Raw genomic sequence first — 23,112 nt, 5'->3', positions numbered from 1 at the left:
AGCCATACTATGGCAGAAATGAACTTTAATTTCCATTCTGTCGAAAGAGAGGCACACATTACATGAAAGCAACTGGCATAGTACGTCGTATCGATGATTTAGGTAGAGTTGTAATACCAAAAGAAATTCGTAGAACCCTTCGTATCAGAGAGGGAGATCCATTAGAAATCTTCACTGACCGTGAAGGGGAAATCATCTTAAAAAAATATTCTCCAATTAGTGAGCTTGGTGACTTTGCAAAAGAATACGCAGAAACACTATATGAAACATTGGGCACACCAGTGCTTATAAGTGACCGTGATGAAATGATCGCGGCAGCCGGGTTATCTAAAAAGGATTATTTAAAACGAAGATTGAGTCCAGATGTGGAAGACGTCGTCAACAATAGAACGATGGTTATTGAAAAACATGAAAATTCTGTTGAATGGGTTCCAGGAGTGGTAGAAACAGTTAAGTCTTACTGCATCGCTCCAATTATCGCATCTGGGGATCCAATAGGTGCTATATTCCTTTTCTCTAAAGTGCACTTTATTGGAGAAGCAGAAATGAAGGCTATTGAAACTGCAGCTAATTTCTTAGCAAAACAAATGGAAAATTAAACCGACCTTCCTCTTATACAAGAGGAAGGTTTCTTTATATTCATGTATAATAGTGCTATTGCTGGATGGAAGAAGGATTAACAGATGAGCAACGAATGGAATATGAAAACTTATATGAAGGGTGCTGCCATGCTAACAGTCGCGGCTATTATCGTTAAACTGTTAAGTGCTATTTATCGGGTACCCTTTCAAAATCTAGTTGGGGATGAAGGCTTTTATATATATCAACAGGTTTACCCTTTCATTGCGATTATTACCACTTGGACATCTTTTGGCTTTGCTGTAGCCCTTTCTAAAATTATGTCAGACTATCGAGCTTCTGGTAAATCCTTTGCAATTCCCCAAATAAGAAGGATTGCTTTTTACTATATAGCAATTATTTCGGTAGTATTCTTTTGCTTATTATTTTTTGGTGCCAATCTATTGGCTAATTTTATGGGAGATATCCAACTAGCTCAGCTTTTAAAAGTAGGTTCATATGTTATTCTGCTTATGCCAATGCTTGCTGTCTTAAAAGGAGAATTTCAAGCTGACGGGCGAATGGGATACGTTGCGTATGCTCAAGTAGTCGAGCAGGCAATTCGAGTTTCTGTTATCTTATTTGGAACTTGGTTGGTCCTCTTAAACAGCATGGATCTATACAAAGCAGGAAGTATGGCTATGTATGGTGCAGTTGCAGGAGAATTAGGTGGGGTATTCTTTTTAGGGATAATCTATTGGAAAATAACAAGAGAAACACATACTAAAGAAAACAAATTATTGGTGCCTATTTGGCCAATTGTAAAGGAATTGACGATGCTAAGTGTAAGTGCAAGTATTAGTGCATTGCTGTTCCTACTCCTTCAATTGGTGGATTCCTTTACGGTATTTCAAATACTAGTAGATAATGGAATGGCAAGACAGGAAGCGATGGAAAAAAAGGGTGTGTATGATAGGGGCCAACCATTAGTGCAGCTAGGGATTGTCATTGCTTCCACTCTTTCACTTGCCATTGTACCTCTTGTTGCTCATCGTTTAAATAAAGAAAAAGGAAGAACAGCCCTACCTTTTATGCAGCTTACATTTAGAGTAGCATTTACATTTGGAGTCGCTGCAGCGTTAGGACTTATCGCAGTACTGCCTTATTTGAATGAGATGTTGTTTAAAACGCGTGCAGAATCTATTACTCTAATGGTATTTTCATTTCAGATTATTTGGATGTCTTTAATCTTAACGCTAATGGCTATGCTTCAGGGTGGCGGTAAAACTAGAATTCCAACTACTATCTTATTGCTTGGTGTGTGCGGTAAATGGATATTAAACAACATACTAGTACCTAGCTATGGTGTATTAGGTGCTGCTTTAGCGGGTAATATTAGTTTAGCTCTTATATGTTTCTTAATGCTTTTCTACTTTAAGAATCTCTGGAGAATCCGTTTTGCTACGTTAAAATTTTATAAAGGAGTTTCTCTAGCGGCATTTATGATGCTTCTTGCCGTGATTGCATACACTAAGCTGGCAGAGAATATCTTCCTAGCGAGTCTCTCAAGCAGAATGCAGGCAATAGTAATTTCAATTAGTGCCGTATCATTGGGAGCCGGTGTCTTTATATTTATATTGACGAAGAAGAGAGTTATCGGGGAGAAAGAATGGTTTTTACTTCCCTTTGGAAGAAGAATGGCCAAACTTCAGCTTTGGTTGAATAAAGAAAAGTAAGGTTGTGAGAAGATGAATGAAATCACGATAATTGGACTTGGAGCCGGCGATATAGACCAGCTTCCTCTAGGAATTTACAAAAAGTTAAAAAATACAGCACACTTATATGTTCGGACGGAACAGCATCCCGTGCTTCAAGAGCTACAAAAAGAGGGAGTGTCGTGGACTAGCTTTGATGAAATTTATGAAAAAAATGATCAATTTGAGAATGTGTACAAAGAGATTGTAGAAAGTCTTTTACAGCAGGCAGAAAATTTCCCACTAGTCTATGCTGTTCCGGGACATCCACTAGTGGCAGAACAAACCGTACAGCTTTTAATAGAAGCGGAAGAGCAAAGTAAGATAAAGATTAAAATAGAAGGTGGACAGAGCTTTTTAGATCCTATCTTTGGTGCTCTTCGTATTGATCCTATTGAAGGATTTCAATTATTAGATGGAACGAGCTTTAAACGAGATGAAGTTCAGATGAATGCCCATGTGTTAATAGGACAAGTATATGATGCGTTTAGTGCTTCCGAGGTGAAGCTAACTTTAATGGAGAAGTATCCTGACGATTATGAGGTGACCATTGTTACGGCAGCGGGCTCCTCGGAGGAGATTTTAAAGAAGGTGCCTTTATTTGAGCTAGACCGAGAAATGGAATTAAATAATCTCACTACTCTATACGTTCCACCAATTCATGAAAAAGAAAATCGTATAAAGGAATGGCAGACCCTTAGAGAAGTGGTAGCCCAATTAAGAGGTCCTGATGGCTGTCCTTGGGATAAAGAACAAACTCATACAACCTTGAAAAAATATGCAGTAGAAGAAGTATATGAACTACTTCAGGCGATAGATGAGGAAGACGACGATCATATTGTTGAAGAGCTAGGAGATGTCTTGTTACAGGTGTTTTTACATGCACAAATTGGGGAAGATAATGGATACTTTAGTTTAGAGGATGTTTTAGCTTCTGTAACTGAAAAAATGATTCGAAGACATCCACATGTTTTCGGGGATGCAGTAGCAAACAATACAGATGACGTTTTACGTAACTGGCAGACGATTAAAGCGCAAGAGGGTAAGGAGTCAACTAAATCTCTACTTGAGGATGGACTGCGAACAGATTCTTCCTTGCTAACATCTTTTAACTATCAAAAAAAAGCAGCCAAAGTAGGTTTTGATTGGCCGGAGGTTTCTGAAGCTTGGGAGAAATTTGAGGAAGAATTACAGGAGTGGAAGGTTGAGCTCCAGTCAAACGATAAAGAAGCTCAAACAGATGAGTTAGGAGATTTATTATTTACTGTAGTGAATTTAGCACGTTTCTATGGGCTATCTCCAGAGCTTGCTATGATGCAGGCCAATCAAAAATTTAAAAGAAGATTTGAATATATAGAAAAATGTGTCAACCAAGGTAGAAGAAGCTTTGAAGAATATAATTTAGAGGAGCTTGACCAATTTTGGAACGACGCAAAAAAATTAGAGAGGTAGTGAGTACATGAGATTAGATAAGTTTTTAAAGGTTTCAAGACTGATTAAACGAAGAACGTTAGCCAAAGAAGTAGCAGATCAAGGGCGTGTCACCATCAATGGGAAGGTGGCAAAGGCCAGTTCAGATGTAAAGGTTGGAGACGAATTATCTATTCGTTTTGGACAGAAGGTTGTCACTGCTTCAGTGGACGGGATTAAAGATTCTGCCAAAAAAGAGGATGCTGCTTCCATGTTTACGATTATTAAAGAGGAGAGATTAGAAAAGGTCGACTCTCAATTTATTGATGACGAAGATTAATGGTAGATTCTTAAAGAGGATAATAATTAACTGGTCAACTAGTTTAGATCAAGTGTAACAAGTTTCGTAGCAATACCTCTGCTAAAATGTAATCTCCTTATCCAACTAAATCTATCACGAATAAATTCTTTTTAAAAAAAGCGTGATAACAAGTCATGCATCTTTTCAATGCTGCATACAATAGATTAGGACAAGGAGAGGAGAGAGTATATGCAATATCAAGCAGAGAATCAAACTATCACAATTCCGTCGGGGGATCATTTAATTTCACTAAGAAATCGTAAAAGAATGGACTTAACATCTGTAAAAACAATCGAACGATTTGATCAGCAAGAGTTTTATGTACGTACATCTCAAGGAACCCTTCATATTAAAGGAGAGGACTTGAAGATTGTCCATCTAGATGTTGATAAAGGGCTTCTAACTTTGGAGGGCATTGTACGATCAATGGAGTATGATGAGGAACAAAGTTCAGACGGCGCTAGAGGATTACTTCATAAATTATTCGGATGACACTTTCTCTACAGTTTTATAGTTTATTATTAATGATTGCTAGTGGTATCTTAGTAGGTGCAATAATCGAAGGAACGCGATTTATAACGGAGCATACTCCGAGGCGTTCCTTTGTTTTTAAATACCGAGTAATTTTAGAAATAATAGTCTGGATTCTTATGGGACTAGCAACCTTTTATATTCTTTTCAATGTACGCGACGGGATATGGAGAATTTATGATCCACTTGCTCAAGTATTTGGAATTCTCCTGTATCAGTTATTTTTTCAGCCCGTCTTTCGACTAGCTGGAAGAATCTTTTTGCGTTTAGTAGTAATGCCGATTTGGTTTATAATTCGTATCATTTTGACGATTCTTAGAAAAATTATGCATTTAATACTATTCATTATTCGTTTTATCCTAACGCCGTTTCTTATTCTATATAAAAAAATAAAGCAATTGGCCCTACAGAAATTGCCAAAAATGAGTTATAATAAAAGATACAAGAAATCTAAGAAAAGATAGGAGAGAACGATGTGAGACAGAGGCAAATAAAAGAAGAACCATACGAAAAACAAGTGGCATCTATAAATACAGACTATTTACGCTCTGTTCAACGTCGCGATTCTCGTATTAAATCTAAAAAAGTTCGGTTGTTTAGACGCTTAGTAAGTTTCTTCATTGTTTCTATAGCAGTAATAGGATTTTTAGTTACCATCTTGGTTAACAGTCATCAAACCTTGGCTGAGAAAAAAGAACAGCAGGTGCAGGTAGAAGAAGAACTGGCAAAAGCGCAAGAAGACCAAGAAATGCTTAAAATTCAAATATCTAAGTTAAACGATGATGAATACATTGGGAAGCTATTAAGAAAAGAATTTTTCCTTTCAGAAGAAGGAGAAATTATCTTCTCCTTACCAGAGGAAAGTGACAAATAACATAAAAAATCTAACTTGAAGAGAGTGGTCTTGTTGACACTCTTTTTTTGTTAGCTATAATAAAAGATAGGGTCTGTATAAAAAATATACAAATTCATTTATAAAGAACCGCTTAAATTCTAAGGAGGAGCATTTTTTTTATGTCAATTGAAGTAGGCAGCAAGGTACAAGGTAAAGTAACAGGAATCACTAACTTCGGAGCGTTCGTTGAGCTTCCTGGGGGCTCAACAGGTCTAGTTCACATTAGTGAAGTTGCAGATAACTATGTGAAGGATATTAATGAGCATTTAAAAGTAGGCGATATGGTCGAAGTAAAAGTGATGAATGTTGAAGCGGATGGCAAAATCGGCTTATCTATTCGTAAAGCAAAGCCACAAGCAGAAAGACCAGAGAGACCAGAACGTCCTCAGCGTCCACGCAATAATAACCGCCCGAACGATCGTGATCGTCCGAGCAAAGAGAATTTTGAGCAAAAAATGGCAAGATTCTTAAAGGATAGTGAAGATCGTTTGTCTACGTTAAAACGCGCAACAGAGTCTAAACGCGGTGGTAGAGGCGCAAAACGAGGATAATATGCTGTCTGTTTTATCGGTAGAAAAAATGTTTAATAGATGTGGAAAGGTGTTAGCATTGCTAACGCCTTTTTTGTATGGTAAATATTTTCACTATTGGAACAAATGAGGTAAAATATATATGTAATTTAAAATAAATGAATTTTATTAATAGAACACACAAGCATCTAGTTGAATGTTCGATACAGACAAGAACCCCTAACGGCACCCGTACTTTGGGTTTATCTCATGGGAAATGTGAATTGACTTAAATGAAAAATGATTAATTGTAGAGTGATTGGGTAGTTAAATATTACGAACTATCAGTTTAGGAGGAAAAGCATGACTAAAGATGAAATACTAAAAGCGCATCAGCAATATTTAGAGTGGTTGGATTCTCTTGAGAGCTTAAGTGAAGAAGAAGGGAACACTCCTTACCGTGAAGGAAAATGGACGCCAAATGAAATTATTATGCATATGGCGGAATGGGACAAGTTTACGTTACAGGAACGTCTACCTTTAATGAAAGAAGGAGAAAAACATCAAGCGTATCCAAATTTCGAAGACTTCAATGCAAAAGCTGCAGCCCTTGCTAATGAACAAACATTTAAAGAAACCATTGCTCATGCAAAAGAACAGCGCAAAGCCATCATGGGAGAGCTTAAGAAGATTGATGAAATAGAATGGGATAAATATTTTTATATTGGGGATCATTCCAGCACTATACGCAACTATTTCACTGACTTCCTGGAGCACGACCTACATCATCAAAAACAGATTTCACCAGGCTATAGTAGTTAAATTCATAGTTAAAATTGCAACCCGTAGACCAATTTGAAAGCAATATATGGTCTGCGGGTTTTTAATGTTTAGGAGATTAATAAAATTTTGGGAAAGAAGTATGCTAGGGGGATTAATGAATGATAAAGAGAAACTCAGCGAAGGCTATTATAATTGATGATAAGAGAATATTAGTTATCAAGCTCCATGAAAATAATGAAATCTACTATATTTTGCCGGGAGGAGGGCAAGAGACGGGGGAAATTTTACATGAAGCCCTCAAAAGAGAGTGTAGGGAAGAGGCAGGAGCAGAGATTATCATTGGAGATATAATATTTGTGCGAGAATATATTGGGAAGAACCATGAATTAGCAGGGAGACACGGAGATTATCATCAGACGGAGTTTATGTTTTTATGTAAAGTCGAGCCGTTAAACTTCGCAAAAAGTACTTTACCTGATAGAGGCCAAATCGGTTTAGAGTGGATACCTATTTCCAGCTAATGGAATATAATTTTTCTCCTAAAGGCTTGAGACAACATATAGTTACTTATTTTAAGGAAGGAAAAGCACAGGAAACTCCGACCTCTTTGAAAATGTATACAGTTTGAGCCCACTTTATAGTGGGCCTATATTTGGTTGGCTCAAAACAAAATAAGTACTTTTCTATGTCGGAAAACGGTTAGTGATCGTTACTGGTAGATTTACCTAATGAAAAACCTTCAAACAAGCGACCACCAAATGGTTCTAGTATTTCGTCGACAAGCTCGATAATTTTTACTTTATCCCGATGCTTGTAATAGGCGTCGAAGACTTCAATAAATTTATGAGCAAACGATTCGTCAAATTGCTTCAATGCGCGATATCCCCACTTAGAAGTACCAACCCACTGACGATTCACTCTTAACACAAACTCGCTAGCTAGCTCTAGGAGGGTATGGACAATAAAGATATCCTCTTCGGGGGTTGTACTTCCGATAAAATCGTCTAAAACATCTGTAAGAAAATAGCGCTTCAATGTAATGGTAGCTTTTGACCATTCCTTCGGTCCATTCGACAATAACAAGCGGGCTTCTCCTTGAATAGACGATAATAACCCATCATCCTTTAAAACCATTCCCTCGACTATCATCTTCGGAAGCGATGGCTTAGCCCTCTCGCAATCCAACTCAAAGTAATGTTTGTAGGAACTTAAATTATGGATAAATACTTCTACAGGCCACCCTTCTACATAAAAGGACTCTCTAAAAGCTGAAAGAATACTATTATCAAAAATTACAATATCCAAGTCAGATGTGGAAGTACCTTCTCCACGAACAATACTCCCAGCCAAAATGGCACCCTGACAGTGAGGATAATATTGCTGAATAAAGTGATTAGCCACTGCAATTGGATCGTTTTTTTCCTTAAACACTTTCTTGCCCCCTTTTATTAAAGGATAGCAAAAAAGAGGCTGCATTTGTGCAACCTCTTTTTAAGATGACCCCTACGGGATTCGAACCCGTGTTACCGCCGTGAAAGGGCGGTGTCTTAACCGCTTGACCAAGGGGCCGTATAATGGCGGCCGAGGGGATCGAACCCCCGACCTCACGGGTATGAACCGTACGCTCTAGCCAGCTGAGCTAGGCCGCCGTTTTAACGAACAAATATCATATTACAAGCGTTTGGACAAAGTGTCAATACTTTTTTGAAAAGATATTTTAAAAAATATATCTACAAAAAAAACTGACAATTTACGTGGCTGCAAAAGCACCTAAATTACTAGGTTTTTAAAGAAGTATGGACCTTAAGTGTAGGCCTCATATTTTAATATTCAAATCATGGTATATCAGGTCGAAAAGTTTTTGAGAGGAGTGTCAGGAAGAGACATACTTTTTGAAATGCAGTAGGTATACTTCGAACATGAGTTGAATAGGGAGGTATACAAATATGAAAACGATTTACGAACAAGAACAAAAAAGAAGCTTTGCGTGGAGAAGGATAGTAGAAAATATTCAGGCAAGAAAGGTCACCATCTCTTTAATGGTCACATTCTTTGTTCTTTCTTTTTTCTTAGCCCAGGTTGTTCTATTCGAGGCATCGGTCCCATTTTTCTTACCTATATGGGCGTTGGTTAATTTAAGGTTTCAACGTTTTATACCTTGGACGTTTGCAGGAGCACTTTTGGGTAGTATGACGCTTGGGCTAGGACAATTAATAATCCATGTATTTCAAGCGGTATTTTTTACACTTCAAGGAAAAAGGTTTATAGAGAAAATCCCAATACCTTTATTTGTCCTGATAGATGTTGTCCTTATTCAATTGATTTGGCAATTTGTATCGTATGGCGGCGCCGTTCCAATGTCTATTTTGTTAGCTATAGGCTATGAGGGAATCTTAAGTTTGTTCATGACTATCTTTTTATTTCAGTTATTTCTTCCTTTACCTGAGTTCCTCCATAAGAGATGGACTATGGAAAGGATGGGATCAGCTTTATTGATAGGGGCATTAGTCTTGACTGGCATGTCTTCTTTAATAGTTGGTTACGTCTCTGTTCCGTTAATTATTGCGCATTTAGTAATTGTTGTAGCTGCCGCGGTAGGGGGTGTTCAGCTTTCTACTGTTGTAGCAGTCCTGGCAGGTACGATATTAAGTATCTCCACCTTAAGCTTCAGTGGAATGATTGCCGTTTATGCCTTGACTGGTTTTTTAGCAGGCTTGCACAAAAGATTTGGCCGGCTTTGGCAAGCATTTAGTATGCTAGGTGCAACTTTTTTCTTTATCTTATATGATCATACACTGCCATTAGATTCCGTTTATATCGGTTCTCTAGTAGCGGCCTCACTAATCTTTTTTATGATTCCCTCGAAGTGGATTAAAGATGTGAAGGAGCAGCTATACCCAGATACGACTCATGTCCTTTTGAGAAGGCAAAAGTGGATGACAGAGAAGGTGAATCATCAGCTACAGGAATTTCAGCATTTTGTAGATTTTATCACACGTTTTATATCGGATCGTTTTGAACCTAAATCGGCAACCGAGGAAGTAGTGGAGCCATTAGCAGCTTGTCAGTCTTGCTTTCATTATGAAAAATGTTGGGGGGAGAAATCTAACGGAATACCGAGTCTTATACAACAATGGGAGGACCAACCAAGAAAAGCGAGAATTCAGCTGGAGAAGAAGATGCAATATAAATGCGTTAAACCACTTCAAATATTGCAAGAGTTAAAGGAAAGAGAGGCGAAAAGACAGCTAGCATATGAAATGCAGCACGGTAAGAAAATGTTCGCACTAAAGCTGAGAGATATGGGAAATCATATGAGTGAGCTTATGAACAACTTAGAAAATAATGTATCGTTATATACATCACATGAAGAGGAAGTGAAGCAAAAATTTCAACAATGTAATATTCCGTTTTATCAAATAGACATTTTAAATATTGATGTAGGACAGATGGAGGTAGTCTGCTGTTTGCCAGTAGAGTCGAGAGGCAAAATGATAGGCGAACGATTGATCATACCAATCCTCTATGAACTATGGAAGGAGCCTTTTGAGATAACCTCCATGAAAGAGGTGCATCAGCCGTATGAGCATATTCAAATGACATTTAAATCATCCGTTAGATTTAATATTTCCCACGATATATTTACTTCCTCAAGTAGAAATACAATCTATTCTGGGGATGCTCATGCTGTATTTCCTTTACATCCCGGATTACTTGCAGTTATTTTATCGGATGGAATGGGCAACAATGTAGAAGCACACCGTGAAAGCAGAAGGGTTATGCAATTTATGAGAGAATGCCTTAACAAAAAAATGGATCCTGAAACGACCATGCATACGTTGCATTATATGATGAGCCTACAGGATGACTCTGATAGCTACGCAACCGTTGATCTGGCACTAATTGATCTTCAGAAGGGGGAACTATGGTCTTGGAAAGCAGGCAGTATGTCTACTTATCTAATTCGAGGAAATGAGATGAGGAAAATAGAAAGTAAACACGTTCCATTCGGCTTCTTACCTACGTTCTCGATAGAGGCGAGAAAGGTCGATATTAAGGACGGCGATATATTATTAATGTTATCGGATGGGGTGTTTTCAGCAAATACAACTATAGAGAAGCAGGAGGCATATTATAAAAAAGTATTACAGGATCCTTCTATGAACGCAGAGAAATTCGTAAAAATATTAGAAGAAACTTACTCATTACCAGGAGATGATCGCACGGTTATTTTTATGCACGTAAAGCATACTGTTCCGGAATGGTCAATATTTTCACCTAGACAAGCATCTAAGTTCCATGAAAAAATGGTACACTAGACTAGTATAAATGCTTATATAGAAGAGAATTATGTAGATAGATTGAAGGGAGAGATGAGAAGATGCATTCATTCGTTCGGAAGGTGAAGCAATATATAGACCGATACCGATTGATTGAGAAAGAAGAGCGTCTTCTTATCGCTTGTTCTGGTGGAACAGACTCTGTTGCTATTGTACTTGCGATGAAGGAATTGGAAAGCTTTTATCATTGTGAGTTAGGCATTGTTCATACTGACCATCAGTTAAGAGGTAAGGAATCTGCAGAAGATATGGAATTCGTTAAAGAGTTGGCGAATCAGTTAAACCTTCCTTTCTATTCTGCAGCATTAGAGGTTATGCGAAGAGTGGAGGAAGAGGGGGGCAATGTCCAAGTAATTTGTAGAGAAGAACGGTATGCCTTCTTTAATCACGTTATGAATACCAATAGTTACGATAAGCTTTTACTAGGGCATCATGCTGACGATCAAATTGAAACTGTCTTAATGTCTCTAATCCGAGGTACTAATAGTTCCACTATTACCGGGATACCTAAAAAAAGGCCTTTTTCTAGGGGACAAATTATCCGTCCTTTTTTAGGAGTTACAAAGCAAGAAATTGAAGAATATCTTTTAGACAAAAATCAACTTCATAGACATGACCCAAGCAATGACAAACATACATATACAAGAAATCGAATCCGTCATCGATTAGTGCCTCTCTTGAAGGAAGAAAATCCAAATGTAAGCGATCGAATAATGAATTTCGTAGAAAAACAGCTTCAGGATGAAGAGTATCTTCAAGAGGTGGCTAATGAAAAGTATGAACAGCTTGTGACAGTTAATGAGGAAGGGGTATTTGTTATAGATTCTGTAAGCTTTTCTACAGTTCCCATTGCTTTACAAAGAAGAGTGATTCTACTACTATTAGAGTATCTATACAAAAACTCCGATATACTACTTAACGATCGAATGATTGAATCCATTCTTACAGCTTGCAATAATCATGATGGCAACACAGTATTAAACTTGCCAAATGCTGTTACTCTCACACGCCATTACAATCACATACAATTTACTCCGTATCATAAGGAACCTGTAGTTAGTCAGGAAATTGTAATGAAGGAAGATTGTTGGATTGATTGTGGTGCAGGTTTTTTCATCTACTTGACGAGAAATTTAACAGACCAAATTACCGGTGAAAAGTATTTTGTACAATTAGAGGGTGAATCTTTGCCGCTTACTATTAGACAAAAGACTCAGGGCGACCGGATCCATATCAAAGGAATGTCCTCCTCTAAAAAAGTTTCCCGTTTATTTATCGATGAGAAAATCTCTCCTGAGGCCCGTTTATCTTGGCCATTACTAGTAACAGCTAAAAATGATATAATTGCAGTAATTGGCTTACGCTATGGAGAACAATTTTCGAAGCAATACAACTCGCAAAATTATGTAATGTATTTAAAGCGTATTAATCATTAGGGGGACTAAAAAATGCTAGAGAAAGACATACTAGAGATTTTATTGACAGAAGAACAGATTCAAGAGAAAACAATTGAGCTTGGGGCACAACTGACTGCTGACTATGCGGACAAGTTTCCACTTGCAATAGGAATCTTGAAAGGTGCAATGCCATTTATGTCTGATTTGATGAAACGTGTAGATACATATATTGAAATGGACTATATGGATGTTTCTAGTTATGGAAATGCTACTGTTTCTTCCGGAGAAGTAAAAATTGTAAAAGACTTGAATACAAGTGTGGAAGGGCGCGATATTCTAATTATTGAGGATATCATTGATAGCGGTATGACGTTAAGCTATTTAGTGGACCTATTTAAGTACCGCAAAGCAAAATCAATTAAAATTGTCACACTGTTGGATAAGCCTACGGGTAGAAAAGTAGATTTAGAAGCAGATTATGTTGGTTTTAATGTCCCAGATGCATTTGTTGTTGGTTACGGATTAGATTATGCAGAAAAATACCGAAACTTACCATATGTTGGTGTGCTAAAAAAAGAAGTTTATTCTTTTTAAGCTAGGTTTTGTAAACGTCTAATTGCTCATTTCTAGCAAAATTAGAATTTTGAAAGAAAAACAGCAATAGAGGACATAGCCTTAAATTTAAGTTCCTTTTTAAGAAGGCTTTTCATTGTACGCCAAAAAAAACGTATGTTAAGATAATCATTAGTTTTTCTGTTTACCTTGTGAGGAGGCTAGGAATGAATCGAGCATTGCGCTACGCCATATTGTATTTATTGATATTTTTTGTGATAGTAGGTATTTTTGCTACGTTTAACACAAATAATACCCCAACTAAAAATATTCGCTATGATGAATTTATGACTTCACTTTCAAAAGGTGATGTTACCAACTTTTCAATGCAACCAGAACAAGGTGTTTACTTTGTAGAAGGTTCCATGAAAGGATATGAGGAAGGAGAAAAGTTTTTAACTAAACTTCCTTATAATAGTGAAAAATTGCTAGATAGAATAGATTCACTAGCAACAGCAAATTCAGTGAAAATTGATGTAATTGAAACTTCTAAAACAAGTGGCTGGGTACAATTCTTCACTGGCTTACTACCTTTCTTGATTATCATCATTTTATTCTTCTTCTTATTGAGCCAATCTCAGGGCGGTGGTAACCGTGTGATGAACTTCGGTAAGAGTAAGGCAAAACTGTATGATAACGACAAGAAAAAAGTTAAATTCCCAGATGTTGCAGGTGCAGATGAAGAAAAAGCAGAACTAGTAGAAGTTGTAGATTTCTTAAAAGATCCACGCAAATTCGTGGAAATTGGAGCACGTATACCGAAAGGGATTCTTTTAGTAGGTCCCCCAGGTACTGGTAAAACATTACTTGCTCGTGCTGTAGCTGGCGAAGCTGGAGTACCTTTCTTCTCAATCAGTGGTTCTGATTTTGTTGAAATGTTCGTCGGTGTCGGGGCATCACGAGTACGTGATTTGTTTGAGAATGCGAAGAAAAATGCGCCATGTATCATTTTCATCGATGAAATTGATGCAGTTGGTCGTCAACGTGGAGCAGGTCTTGGTGGAGGTCACGATGAGCGTGAGCAGACACTAAACCAATTGCTAGTTGAAATGGATGGTTTTGGAGCAAATGAAGGTATTATTATCATTGCGGCTACAAACAGACCAGATATTTTAGACCCAGCACTTCTTCGTCCTGGACGCTTTGACCGTCAGATTACTGTAGGTCGCCCGGATGTGAAGGGCCGTGAAGCAGTACTTCAAGTACATGCTCGTAACAAGCCTTTAGATGACACAGTGGACTTGAAAGCGATTGCTCAACGCACACCAGGATTCTCAGGAGCAGATTTAGAAAACTTATTGAACGAGGCTGCACTTGTTGCTGCTAGAAGAAATAAGAAAAAAATCGATATGTCTGATATTGATGAAGCAACGGATCGCGTTATCGCTGGACCAGCTAAATCAGGTAAGGTTATATCGCCAAAAGAACGTAAAATTGTTGCCTTCCATGAAGCTGGACACGTAGTTGTAGGGTTAACTCTAGATGACGCAGAGATCGTTCATAAGGTAACTATTGTCCCTCGTGGGCAAGCTGGAGGATATGCAGTAATGCTTCCAAAAGAAGACCGTTACTTCATGACTAAACCAGAACTTCTGGATAAAGTTTCAGGATTACTTGGTGGACGTGTTGCGGAGGATATCGTCTTTGGAGAGGTATCTACAGGTGCTCACAATGACTTCCAGCGTGCGACAGGTATAGTGAGAAAAATGGTTACTGAATATGGTATGAGTGACAAGTTAGGACCAATGCAATTTGGTCAAACTCAAGGAGGAAATGTATTCTTGGGCCGCGACTTTAACTCAGAGCAAAACTATTCGGATAAGATTGCTTATGAAATCGACCATGAAATGCAAACGATGATTAAAGAGCAATACGAACGAACTAAACAGATTTTAACAGAGAAACGCGATTTGTTAGATTTAATCGCAAATACGTTATTAGAGGTTGAAACGTTAGATGCTGCTCAAATCTTACATTTACAAGAGCATGGAACACTTCCGGTTCGTGAATACGACCAAGACAACCAAGCTGTTGATTTAAGTAAAGATGAAAAATCTGATGCTACAGGTGCAGTTTCTGACCCTACTATTGGTGACTTACCAAAAGAGGTTGGAGAAACTAGCGAGGCAGGTCCTATTCAAGAGGAACGTCCAGATGATACATCAGGTCCAATTCAAGAAAAACGACCTACAGATAAATAATAATATATAAAAGCTGAGTGATTTTCGTCATTAGACGAGTCACTCAGCTTTTTTATTCCGTGGGAAATATGGTATGATGTTTTGGAAATCTACGTAAAGTGAGGAAAAGCTTCATGATACTTGTGCTTGATACAGGAAATACGAACATTGTTTTAGGAGTTTATCAAGATGATCAGCTGATCCATCACTGGAGAATGGAAACAGACCGTCGTAAAACAGAGGACGAATTCGGGATGCAGGTCAAAGCACTTTTTTCCCATGTGAATATATCCTTTGAACAAATAGAAGGTATTATTATTTCCTCGGTGGTTCCACCAATCATGTTTTCATTAGAGGCAATGTGTAAAAAATATTTCGGTATAAAACCCTTAGTAGTAGGTCCCGGTATAAAGACGGGATTAAATATAAAATATGAAAACCCACGTGAGGTCGGTGCAGATCGTATTGTCAATGCAGTAGCGGCAATTCATGAATATGGTGCTCCTTTAATAATTGTTGATTTTGGAACAGCAACAACATACTGTTATGTCAACGAAAAAGGAGAGTATATGGGAGGAGCAATAGCGCCCGGCATCGGAATCTCCACAGAAGCATTGTTTGAAAAGGCTAGTAAACTTCCTAGGATTGAACTTACTACTCCCGAGCATGTTATAGGAAAAAACACAGTTTCTGCCATGCAGTCAGGGATTGTTTTTGGATATGTGGGGCAGGTTGAGGGCATCGTAAATAGGATGAAAAAAGTTTCTAAAAAGGCACCAAAAGTTATCTCCACAGGAGGGCTAGCTTCTTTAATAGGAAATGAGTCGACTGTCATGGATATCATTGATCCCTTCTTGACATTGAAAGGGTTATATTTAATTTATCAACGAAATTTAGAAGAAAGAGGTATAAAATAAATGAATGATTATTTAGTAAGAGCTCTGGCTTTTGAAGGCAGTGTACGAGCATTTGCAGTTCGCACAACAGATACAGTAGGAGAGGCGCAACGACGTCATCAAACGTGGCCAACTGCCTCTGCAGCACTTGGTAGATCAATGACAGCAGCCGTTATGATGGGGGCAATGTTAAAAGGTGAGGACAAGTTAACGGTTAAAGTGGAAGGCGACGGTCCTATTGGTCCAATGATCATTGATAGCAATGCAAAAGGTGAGGTTCGTGGATATGTAACCAATCCTCAAGTACATTTTGACTTGAATGCCGTTGGTAAGCTGGATGTTCGTCGTGCAGTAGGAACAGAAGGTACTTTGACTGTTGTGAAGGATTTAGGTATGCGTGATTTCTTTACAGGACAAGTACCAATTGTTTCTGGCGAAGTAGCAGAGGACTTCACGTACTATTATGCAGTATCTGAACAGGTTCCTTCCTCTGTAGGGTTAGGGGTTTTAGTAAATCCAGATAACTCTATTTTGGCGGCTGGAGGATTTATCATTCAGTTATTACCAGGAACAGATGATGAAACAATTACAATTATTGAAGAACATTTAAATAAAATGGAACCAGTGTCCAAGTTAATCGAAAGAGGATTAACTCCCGAGCAACTATTGTTTGAAATTTTAGGGGAGGACAATGTACAAATATTAAATAATATGCCTGTGGCGTTTGAATGTAATTGCTCTAAAGATCGATTTGGCAGTGCTATTATTAGCTTAGGAGAAAGTGAAATCCGGGACATGATAGAAGAGGACGGAGGAGCAGAGGCTCATTGTCACTTCTGTATGGAAAAATATAATTACTCAGTAAATGAACTGGAGTCCTTTATCGATGAAATCAATTCATAATAATATTCCATCTCAACCTAAACGACATTTAAAAACTAAACCGGTACTTGTAGTACTTGGTATACTTTTACTTGGCAACCTACTTTGGTTTATAGCTTGGTTAATACCAAATGATCGACAAGCAAAAGCATCTGAAGAAGTCGCGTCAGTTGATGGAAAGGTTATTACGAAAGAGCAATGGATGGCTTCAATGGAAATGGTGTATGGGAAAGAAGTACTCTTGGACATGGTTAATGCAGAGGTAATGGAAGCTGCAGCTAAGAAAAATGATATTAAGGTAACAGATGATGAAATAAATTTAGAACTGGCATTAATACGTTCTACAAGGGAAGGCACAGACACTTCCCTTCAAGCATATGACGAAGAGGTATTAAGGAAAAAAATTCGCGCTCGTCTAATTTTAGAAAAGGTATTGGCAAAAGATATTAACGTAGAGGCGAAAGAGATGAAAGATTTCTATGAAAATAACAAAAATCTCTACAATATCCCAACTTCCTATCGTACTAGTTTAATTTATATTGCTACAGAAGAGGAAGGTAATGCTGTTTTAACAGAATTAAAGGATGGCTCTTCCTTTGATGGATTAGCAAGAGAGCGCTCCATAGATCCTAGCTCCGCGAGCTTAGGGGGAGATGTCGGCTACATTTCAAAAGGCACTGATTCGATAGATGAGGCTATAGTTGAAGCTTTAGCTAAGGTTAAAGAAGGAAAAACGAGTGGGGTAATTGAGCTTAAGGATGGCAGGTACGCGATAGCACTTGTACAGAATATATTTGAAGGGCAAGCCTTCTCTTATGATGAAGTAGAAGGTCATATAAAGCGAGAGCTTGCGCTGAGCCAAATACCCCAATCCGTAACTCAAGAATCATTCTGGCAGGAATATAAAGCAGAGTGGATATACGGTGAACAATAAACAAAAATATTTTTTAATGCAATAGGCGATGGACAAAGAAAAGTGAGAATCTCAATTCTTGGTTTTCTTTGTCTTTTTATTTATCGTAAAGAAAATAAGTAGTTTTGTATTGATCGAGAGAATTGTAGGTAGACTATTTTTGTTTGAAGTCGCATAAAATTAAGAGAGGCTCCAATAATTTAGTGGATCTTACCTCGAAAAAATTTACTTTATTTGGCGAACTGTATTAATTGACAGTAGTTCTCTAAGATTGATATGATATAGGAAATAAAACCTATCAATCAAGTAGGGATTAGGAGTGAATCGTAGAATGGCAAAGTTAGCGAATAGTGTAGCGGATTTAATAGGTAAAACACCGATTGTCAAACTAAACAGAGTGACTAACCTAGAAGATGCTGAAGTTTACGTAAAATTAGAATACTTCAACCCAGGTAGCAGCGTAAAAGACCGTATTGCTCTAGCAATGATTGAAAATGCTGAAAAATCGGGTAAATTAACTGCTGACAGTACTATTATCGAACCGACTAGCGGAAACACAGGGATTGGACTTGCGATGATTGCCTCAGCTAAAGGGTATAAAGCGGTATTAGTAATGCCTGATACAATGAGCTTAGAGCGTAGAAACCTACTTCGTGCTTACGGTGCGGAATTAGTTTTAACTCCTGGAGCAGACGGTATGAAGGGAGCAATTGCGAAATCGCAAGAATTAGCGGACAAAAATGGCTGGTTCATGCCCCAACAATTTAATAACCCAGCTAACCCAGAGGTACATCGTTTAACAACTGGTCCTGAAATTGTTGAAGCGTTTGACCAATTAGATGGATTTGTTGCAGGAATAGGTACTGGTGGTACAATCACAGGTGCTGGTGGCGTGTTGAAGGAAAAATTCCCAAACATTCATATTGCTGCTGTTGAACCAAAAGATTCTAGTGTTCTTTCTGGTGGTAAACCAGGACCCCATAAAATCCAAGGAATTGGAGCAGGATTTGTACCAGAAGTATTAGATACAGAGTTATACAATTCCATTATTCAAGTTTCTAACGAGGACGCTTATGCAACTTCTCGTGAAGTAGCTAAAAACGAAGGGATTTTAGGCGGAGTATCTGCAGGAGCTGCTATATATGGAGCGCTTCAGCTGGCAAAACAGCTTGGCAAAGGTAAAAAAGTTCTTGCTGTTATCCCTGATAACGGTGAGCGTTACTTAAGCACACCTCTTTATCAATTCGAAGACTAATTAAGTGCTTGGGATGTTAATTTCATAATAGTTGATTTCATGAGAGGAAGTTTATTTACTTCCTCTCTTTTTTGTGGCAAAAAGCAACAGTTTCGCGTTAAGATGAAGTCAGATTGTTTTTTTAGGGGGATAAAAAATAGTGGAATTACACCTTGATACACATTCTTTTCAAATGTCTAAAGAGGCATTTTTTTATGGATATAAAGAACTTACCAAAAATGAAACACATCATTTGTTCTTAGAGAGCGGGAGAGGTGGGCATCTTTCTGTTGCAGCATGGAATCCTTTAGCTACTGTCAAGTCTGATGAGAAGGGAATCCACATTGTTTGGAGAGAAGGAGAAAAAGAATTTAGAGAAGGTGAACCTTTAGAGGAGCTAGAGCGACTCATTGCTGAATATAAAATCCTTTACGATGAAAAGCTTCCCGATTTTCAAGGAGGGGCTGCTGGTTTTATTAGCTATGATTATGCTAGAAAGATAGAATCCCTACCAAATCTCTCAAAAGACGATTTGCAAATACCGGATATCTATTTTTACCTGCTAGACTGCTGGGCTGTTTTAGATGTGGAGACAGAAGTGGTAACACTGATGAAGCTCTCCAACAGTAAAGAGGACTTAGTTAAAATGGAGGAACAATACAGACAGGCAGCTGACCAGGGCATATCGTCCAGAATATTTCTACCGGGAGCTGCCACGGAATTTCATGAGGATTCAGCTCAGCTACATGTATCTGTTAGTGCAGAGGAATTTAAAGCCGCTACTCTAAAAATTCAAGATTATATTGCTCAAGGAGATGTATTCCAAGTTAATTTATCAGTTCGCCAATCAAAAGAGTTAAAGGCATCACCCGTCGAGATGTATGAGGCATTACGTACTTTCAATCCTTCTCCTTATATGGCGTATATACATTCTCCGGACTTTGCTGTTGTATCGGGATCTCCAGAACTGTTAGTGAAGAAAAAGGGAATGGAACTTTCTACACGTCCTATTGCTGGTACAAGATCTAGAGGAAAAGACGAAGCAGAGGATATATTGTTGGCTAATGAGCTGATTGAAAATGAAAAAGAGCGTGCTGAGCATGTAATGCTTGTTGATTTGGAACGGAACGACTTAGGACGTGTTTCTGCCTATGGCACCGTTGAAGTGAATGAGTTCATGGCGATTGAGCGATATTCTCATGTCATGCATATCGTCTCCAATGTAAAAGGAGAGTTACGTCCTGGTGTCACAAACGCAGATATAGTACGGGCAATGTTCCCGGGTGGTACTATTACTGGCGCTCCTAAAATAAGAACGATGGAAATAATAGAAGAATTAGAGCCTGTGCGAAGAGGTTTGTATACAGGTTCTATAGGATGGCTTGGTTATTCAGGGGATATAGAGCTTAATATTGTTATCCGGACGGCGTTTATTCAAGATAGAATGGCACATATCCAAGCTGGAGCAGGTATTGTGATTGATTCGAAGCCTAGCGCAGAATATAAGGAGTCGATTAACAAAGCGAAGGCATTATGGCAGGCGAAGGCAATGGCAGAAGGGGGAAGCAAATGATATTAATGATTGATAACTACGATTCTTTTACCTACAACCTTGTGCAATACATCGGAGAGCAGGGTGTAGAGGTAAGGGTCGTTCGTAATGATGAGCTTTCTATAGAAGAGATCAAACGATTGTCACCTCAAATCATTGTGGTGTCTCCCGGTCCTTGCACTCCGAATGAGGCAGGCATTAGCTTAGATGTAATAACCTATTTCGCAGGAAAAATTCCTATACTAGGGGTTTGTTTAGGGCATCAATCAATTGGTCAAGCTTTTGGCGGTAAAGTAATTCGCGCAGAACGATTGATGCACGGGAAAACGTCTCTAGTCTTTCATGATGATAAGGGTGTAAATAAGGATATGCCTAACCCGTTCCATGCTACTCGCTATCATTCTTTAATAGTGGAAAGAAAATCCCTTCCAGACTGTCTTGAAGTTACATCGTGGACGGAAGAGGGAGAAATAATGGGGCTGCGTCACAAAGAGTTTGCGGTAGAAGGTGTACAATTCCATCCCGAATCTATTATGACGGAGGAAGGGAAAAAGCTTATCCAAAATTTTGTAAAAGATCACTGTTACGCTAAGGAGATGCTTTAAATGGAGGCATGGAAGGATGGACAGCTATTTAAAGCAAGTGAACTGACAGTATCAGCCTATGATCATGGCTTTTTGTATGGTCTAGGTTTTTTCGAAACGTTTCGAACTTACAATGGCGAAGTTTTTTTGTGGGACGAGCATTGGTCAAGACTCTCGAAGGCGCTGTCAGACTTTCGAATAGCAATACCATATGAGAAGCAGTCTATTCTGAAGGCTGTGAATTTATTAACAGCAGCGAATAACGGGGAAGATGGATATTTTCGATTAAATGTCTCTGCAGGCATTCATGACATTGGTCTTCAGCCAAGCGATTATCCTCAACCAACCGTTATTATATTTCGAAAGCCTCTTCCTTCTACCGTACGAGGAAAAGAGAAGTCAGCAATTTGGTTAAAGACTGTCAGAAATTCTCCAGAAAGCTCCATACGTCATAAATCCCATCACTTTGCAAACAATGTTCAAGCTAGATTTGAAATAGATTCTTTGGCCACGCAGGAAGGAATTTTTGTAAATGCAGAAGGTTTTGTTGCAGAAGGCATTACTTCTAATGTCTTTTGGGTGAAGGACGGTAAAGTATATACTCCCTCAGTAGAGACTGGTATTTTAAATGGCACGACTAGGAAATGGATTTTAAAAAACTGTACAATGGATATAGCGGAAGGTCTTTATACAAAGTCTCAACTAGAATTGGCGGATGAGGTATTTATAACAAACGCAGTTCAGGAAATAGTTCCGATTAAAAGTATTGGGGAGAAACAGTTTTTGGGTAACCAGGGCCCTGTTTATAAAGTGCTTCATAAACAATACGTAGAATGTATAGAGGGAGAAAGGAGGACATAGCATGAATTTACAATACAACTCGCATCCACTTGAAATGGGAGGAGTCACTCTAGATTTTCGAAATGAAACAATCATAATGGGTATTCTAAACGTGACGCCAGATTCTTTTTCAGATGGAGGAAAGTTTAATGAGATAGAACAAGCTGTTGCTAGAGCAAAACAAATGGTGGCAGAAGGAGCAAAGATAATAGATGTGGGAGGAGAATCTACAAGACCGGGATACACACTCATATCTGACGAAGAAGAAATTGCACGTGTGGTACCTGTCATTAAGGCTATCAGTCAGCAGGTAAATGCTATTATTTCTATTGATACGTATAAATCTACTGTTGCAAGAGCAGCTATAGAAGCTGGTGCCCACATTATTAATGATATTTGGGGAGCCAAGAGAGATACCAAGATTGCCGAGGTGGCAGCAGAATTGAATGTCCCTATTATTCTAATGCACAATCGAGATAATGAAGACTATGTAGATTTTTGGACAGAAGCGAAGCGGGATTTAGAAGAAAGCATTCAAATTGCAAGGTCAGCAGGTATTCCTCATGAAAATATTTGGTTAGACCCCGGTATTGGATTTGCGAAGTCTCACGAACAAAATATTTTAATGATGCAGCATTTAGCTGACCTAGTGGATATGGGCTACCCAGTATTGCTTGCTACATCCCGTAAGCGCATGATTGGCAATGTGTTAAATTTACCTGTGGACGAGCGAATGGAGGGCACAGGAGCCACTGTTTGCTATGGTGTCCAGCTTGGCTGTCATATAGTAAGAGTGCATGATGTCATGGAGATTGCAAGAATGACAAAAATGATGGATGCTTTAATGGGCAAAGGCACCGATATGAAAGTGGAGGTTTAAC

The 23,112-nt window shown here is 38.4% G+C and carries 23 protein-coding genes and 2 tRNA genes; 22 read left to right on the top strand and 3 right to left on the bottom strand.

Annotated elements, in window-relative coordinates; genetic code table 11:
* The first annotated feature begins 62 nt into the window (after positions 1 to 62).
* The 10 genes from spoVT (at position 63) to D0S48_RS11940 (ending at position 7,322) form a co-directional block, all read left to right on the top strand.
* A complete protein-coding gene (gene spoVT, locus D0S48_RS11985) occupies positions 63 to 599 on the top strand; it encodes a stage V sporulation protein T (RefSeq protein WP_144541520.1) in 537 nt (178 codons plus the stop codon).
* An 84-nt stretch (positions 600 to 683) separates the two neighbouring features.
* Positions 684 to 2,294: a putative polysaccharide biosynthesis protein gene (locus D0S48_RS11980; RefSeq protein WP_151111851.1), complete on the top strand. Its 1,611-nt coding sequence runs from the start codon at positions 684 to 686 to the stop codon at positions 2,292 to 2,294.
* Between the two features lie 12 nt (positions 2,295 to 2,306).
* On the top strand, positions 2,307 to 3,764 hold the full coding sequence (mazG, locus tag D0S48_RS11975) for a bifunctional methyltransferase/pyrophosphohydrolase YabN (RefSeq protein ID WP_151111849.1): 1,458 nt from the start codon (positions 2,307 to 2,309) through the stop codon (positions 3,762 to 3,764).
* A gap of 7 nt (positions 3,765 to 3,771) precedes the next feature.
* Positions 3,772 to 4,062, top strand: coding sequence for an RNA-binding S4 domain-containing protein (locus tag D0S48_RS11970; RefSeq protein WP_144541514.1), 291 nt, complete (start codon positions 3,772 to 3,774; stop codon positions 4,060 to 4,062).
* 210 nt (positions 4,063 to 4,272) lie between these two features.
* On the top strand, positions 4,273 to 4,575 hold the full coding sequence (gene yabP, locus D0S48_RS11965) for a sporulation protein YabP (RefSeq protein WP_144541512.1): 303 nt from the start codon (positions 4,273 to 4,275) through the stop codon (positions 4,573 to 4,575).
* A complete protein-coding gene (gene yabQ / locus D0S48_RS11960; protein WP_144541510.1) occupies positions 4,572 to 5,078 on the top strand; it encodes a spore cortex biosynthesis protein YabQ in 507 nt (168 codons plus the stop codon). The genes yabP and yabQ overlap by 4 nt, the downstream gene beginning before the upstream one ends.
* Positions 5,079 to 5,089: 11 nt before the next feature.
* Entirely contained in the window at positions 5,090 to 5,488 is a 399-nt protein-coding gene (locus D0S48_RS11955) for an FtsB family cell division protein (RefSeq protein WP_225321614.1), read from the top strand.
* A 140-nt stretch (positions 5,489 to 5,628) separates the two neighbouring features.
* The gene (locus D0S48_RS11950) at positions 5,629 to 6,060 is read left to right on the top strand and encodes a S1 domain-containing RNA-binding protein (RefSeq protein WP_144541508.1); all 432 of its coding nucleotides are present in this window, start codon (positions 5,629 to 5,631) and stop codon (positions 6,058 to 6,060) included.
* Positions 6,061 to 6,381: 321 nt separating this feature from the next.
* Positions 6,382 to 6,840: a DinB family protein gene (locus D0S48_RS11945; RefSeq protein WP_151111847.1), complete on the top strand. Its 459-nt coding sequence runs from the start codon at positions 6,382 to 6,384 to the stop codon at positions 6,838 to 6,840.
* A gap of 119 nt (positions 6,841 to 6,959) precedes the next feature.
* Entirely contained in the window at positions 6,960 to 7,322 is a 363-nt protein-coding gene (locus tag D0S48_RS11940) for an NUDIX domain-containing protein (RefSeq protein WP_151111845.1), read from the top strand.
* Positions 7,323 to 7,500: 178 nt separating this feature from the next.
* Here the strand turns inward: D0S48_RS11940 and D0S48_RS11935 are convergent, their stop codons facing one another.
* From D0S48_RS11935 to D0S48_RS11925, 3 genes are all read right to left on the bottom strand, one after another.
* Positions 7,501 to 8,232, bottom strand: a complete 732-nt coding sequence (locus D0S48_RS11935; protein ID WP_154311957.1) for a nucleotidyltransferase domain-containing protein — start codon at positions 8,230 to 8,232, stop codon at positions 7,501 to 7,503.
* 66 nt (positions 8,233 to 8,298) lie between these two features.
* Positions 8,299 to 8,370 (bottom strand) — tRNA-Glu (locus D0S48_RS11930).
* Between the two features lie 6 nt (positions 8,371 to 8,376).
* Positions 8,377 to 8,450 (bottom strand) — tRNA-Met (locus D0S48_RS11925).
* A gap of 297 nt (positions 8,451 to 8,747) precedes the next feature.
* On the opposite strand from D0S48_RS11925, the gene D0S48_RS11920 reads away from it, so the two are divergent.
* From D0S48_RS11920 to folP, 12 genes are all read left to right on the top strand, one after another.
* Positions 8,748 to 11,120: a SpoIIE family protein phosphatase gene (locus D0S48_RS11920; RefSeq protein WP_151111841.1), complete on the top strand. Its 2,373-nt coding sequence runs from the start codon at positions 8,748 to 8,750 to the stop codon at positions 11,118 to 11,120.
* 62 nt (positions 11,121 to 11,182) lie between these two features.
* Positions 11,183 to 12,577 (top strand): tRNA lysidine(34) synthetase TilS, encoded by a 1,395-nt coding sequence (gene tilS, locus D0S48_RS11915; protein ID WP_151111838.1) that lies wholly within the window; start codon positions 11,183 to 11,185, stop codon positions 12,575 to 12,577.
* A 12-nt stretch (positions 12,578 to 12,589) separates the two neighbouring features.
* On the top strand, positions 12,590 to 13,132 hold the full coding sequence (gene hpt, locus D0S48_RS11910) for a hypoxanthine phosphoribosyltransferase (RefSeq protein ID WP_144541496.1): 543 nt from the start codon (positions 12,590 to 12,592) through the stop codon (positions 13,130 to 13,132).
* A 185-nt stretch (positions 13,133 to 13,317) separates the two neighbouring features.
* A complete protein-coding gene (gene ftsH / locus D0S48_RS11905) occupies positions 13,318 to 15,351 on the top strand; it encodes an ATP-dependent zinc metalloprotease FtsH (RefSeq protein ID WP_151111836.1) in 2,034 nt (677 codons plus the stop codon).
* A 113-nt stretch (positions 15,352 to 15,464) separates the two neighbouring features.
* A complete protein-coding gene (locus D0S48_RS11900; protein WP_144541491.1) occupies positions 15,465 to 16,247 on the top strand; it encodes a type III pantothenate kinase in 783 nt (260 codons plus the stop codon).
* The gene (gene hslO / locus D0S48_RS11895) at positions 16,248 to 17,129 is read left to right on the top strand and encodes an Hsp33 family molecular chaperone HslO (RefSeq protein ID WP_151111834.1); all 882 of its coding nucleotides are present in this window, start codon (positions 16,248 to 16,250) and stop codon (positions 17,127 to 17,129) included. It begins immediately after the preceding gene.
* Positions 17,113 to 18,042: a peptidyl-prolyl cis-trans isomerase gene (locus D0S48_RS11890; protein ID WP_151111832.1), complete on the top strand. Its 930-nt coding sequence runs from the start codon at positions 17,113 to 17,115 to the stop codon at positions 18,040 to 18,042. The genes hslO and D0S48_RS11890 overlap by 17 nt, the downstream gene beginning before the upstream one ends.
* 310 nt (positions 18,043 to 18,352) lie before the next feature.
* Positions 18,353 to 19,276 carry a cysteine synthase A gene (gene cysK, locus D0S48_RS11885; RefSeq protein WP_151111830.1) on the top strand — a complete coding sequence of 308 codons (924 nt, stop codon included), beginning with the start codon at positions 18,353 to 18,355 and terminating at the stop codon, positions 19,274 to 19,276.
* A 172-nt stretch (positions 19,277 to 19,448) separates the two neighbouring features.
* A complete protein-coding gene (locus D0S48_RS11880) occupies positions 19,449 to 20,828 on the top strand; it encodes an anthranilate synthase component I family protein (protein WP_151113801.1) in 1,380 nt (459 codons plus the stop codon).
* Positions 20,825 to 21,412 carry an aminodeoxychorismate/anthranilate synthase component II gene (gene pabA, locus D0S48_RS11875; protein WP_151111828.1) on the top strand — a complete coding sequence of 196 codons (588 nt, stop codon included), beginning with the start codon at positions 20,825 to 20,827 and terminating at the stop codon, positions 21,410 to 21,412. Before D0S48_RS11880 ends, pabA begins: the two co-directional genes overlap by 4 nt.
* The gene (gene pabC, locus D0S48_RS11870) at positions 21,413 to 22,252 is read left to right on the top strand and encodes an aminodeoxychorismate lyase (RefSeq protein ID WP_151111826.1); all 840 of its coding nucleotides are present in this window, start codon (positions 21,413 to 21,415) and stop codon (positions 22,250 to 22,252) included.
* 1 nt (position 22,253) lies between these two features.
* Positions 22,254 to 23,111 carry a dihydropteroate synthase gene (gene folP, locus D0S48_RS11865; protein ID WP_151111824.1) on the top strand — a complete coding sequence of 286 codons (858 nt, stop codon included), beginning with the start codon at positions 22,254 to 22,256 and terminating at the stop codon, positions 23,109 to 23,111.
* The last annotated feature ends 1 nt before the right edge of the window (position 23,112 follow it).

The sequence above is a fragment of the Psychrobacillus sp. AK 1817 genome, from assembly GCF_008807035.1.
GTDB classification, from domain to species: Bacteria; Bacillota; Bacilli; order Bacillales_A; family Planococcaceae; genus Psychrobacillus; species Psychrobacillus faecigallinarum.
This window is presented reverse-complemented; position numbering and strand designations above follow the sequence as displayed.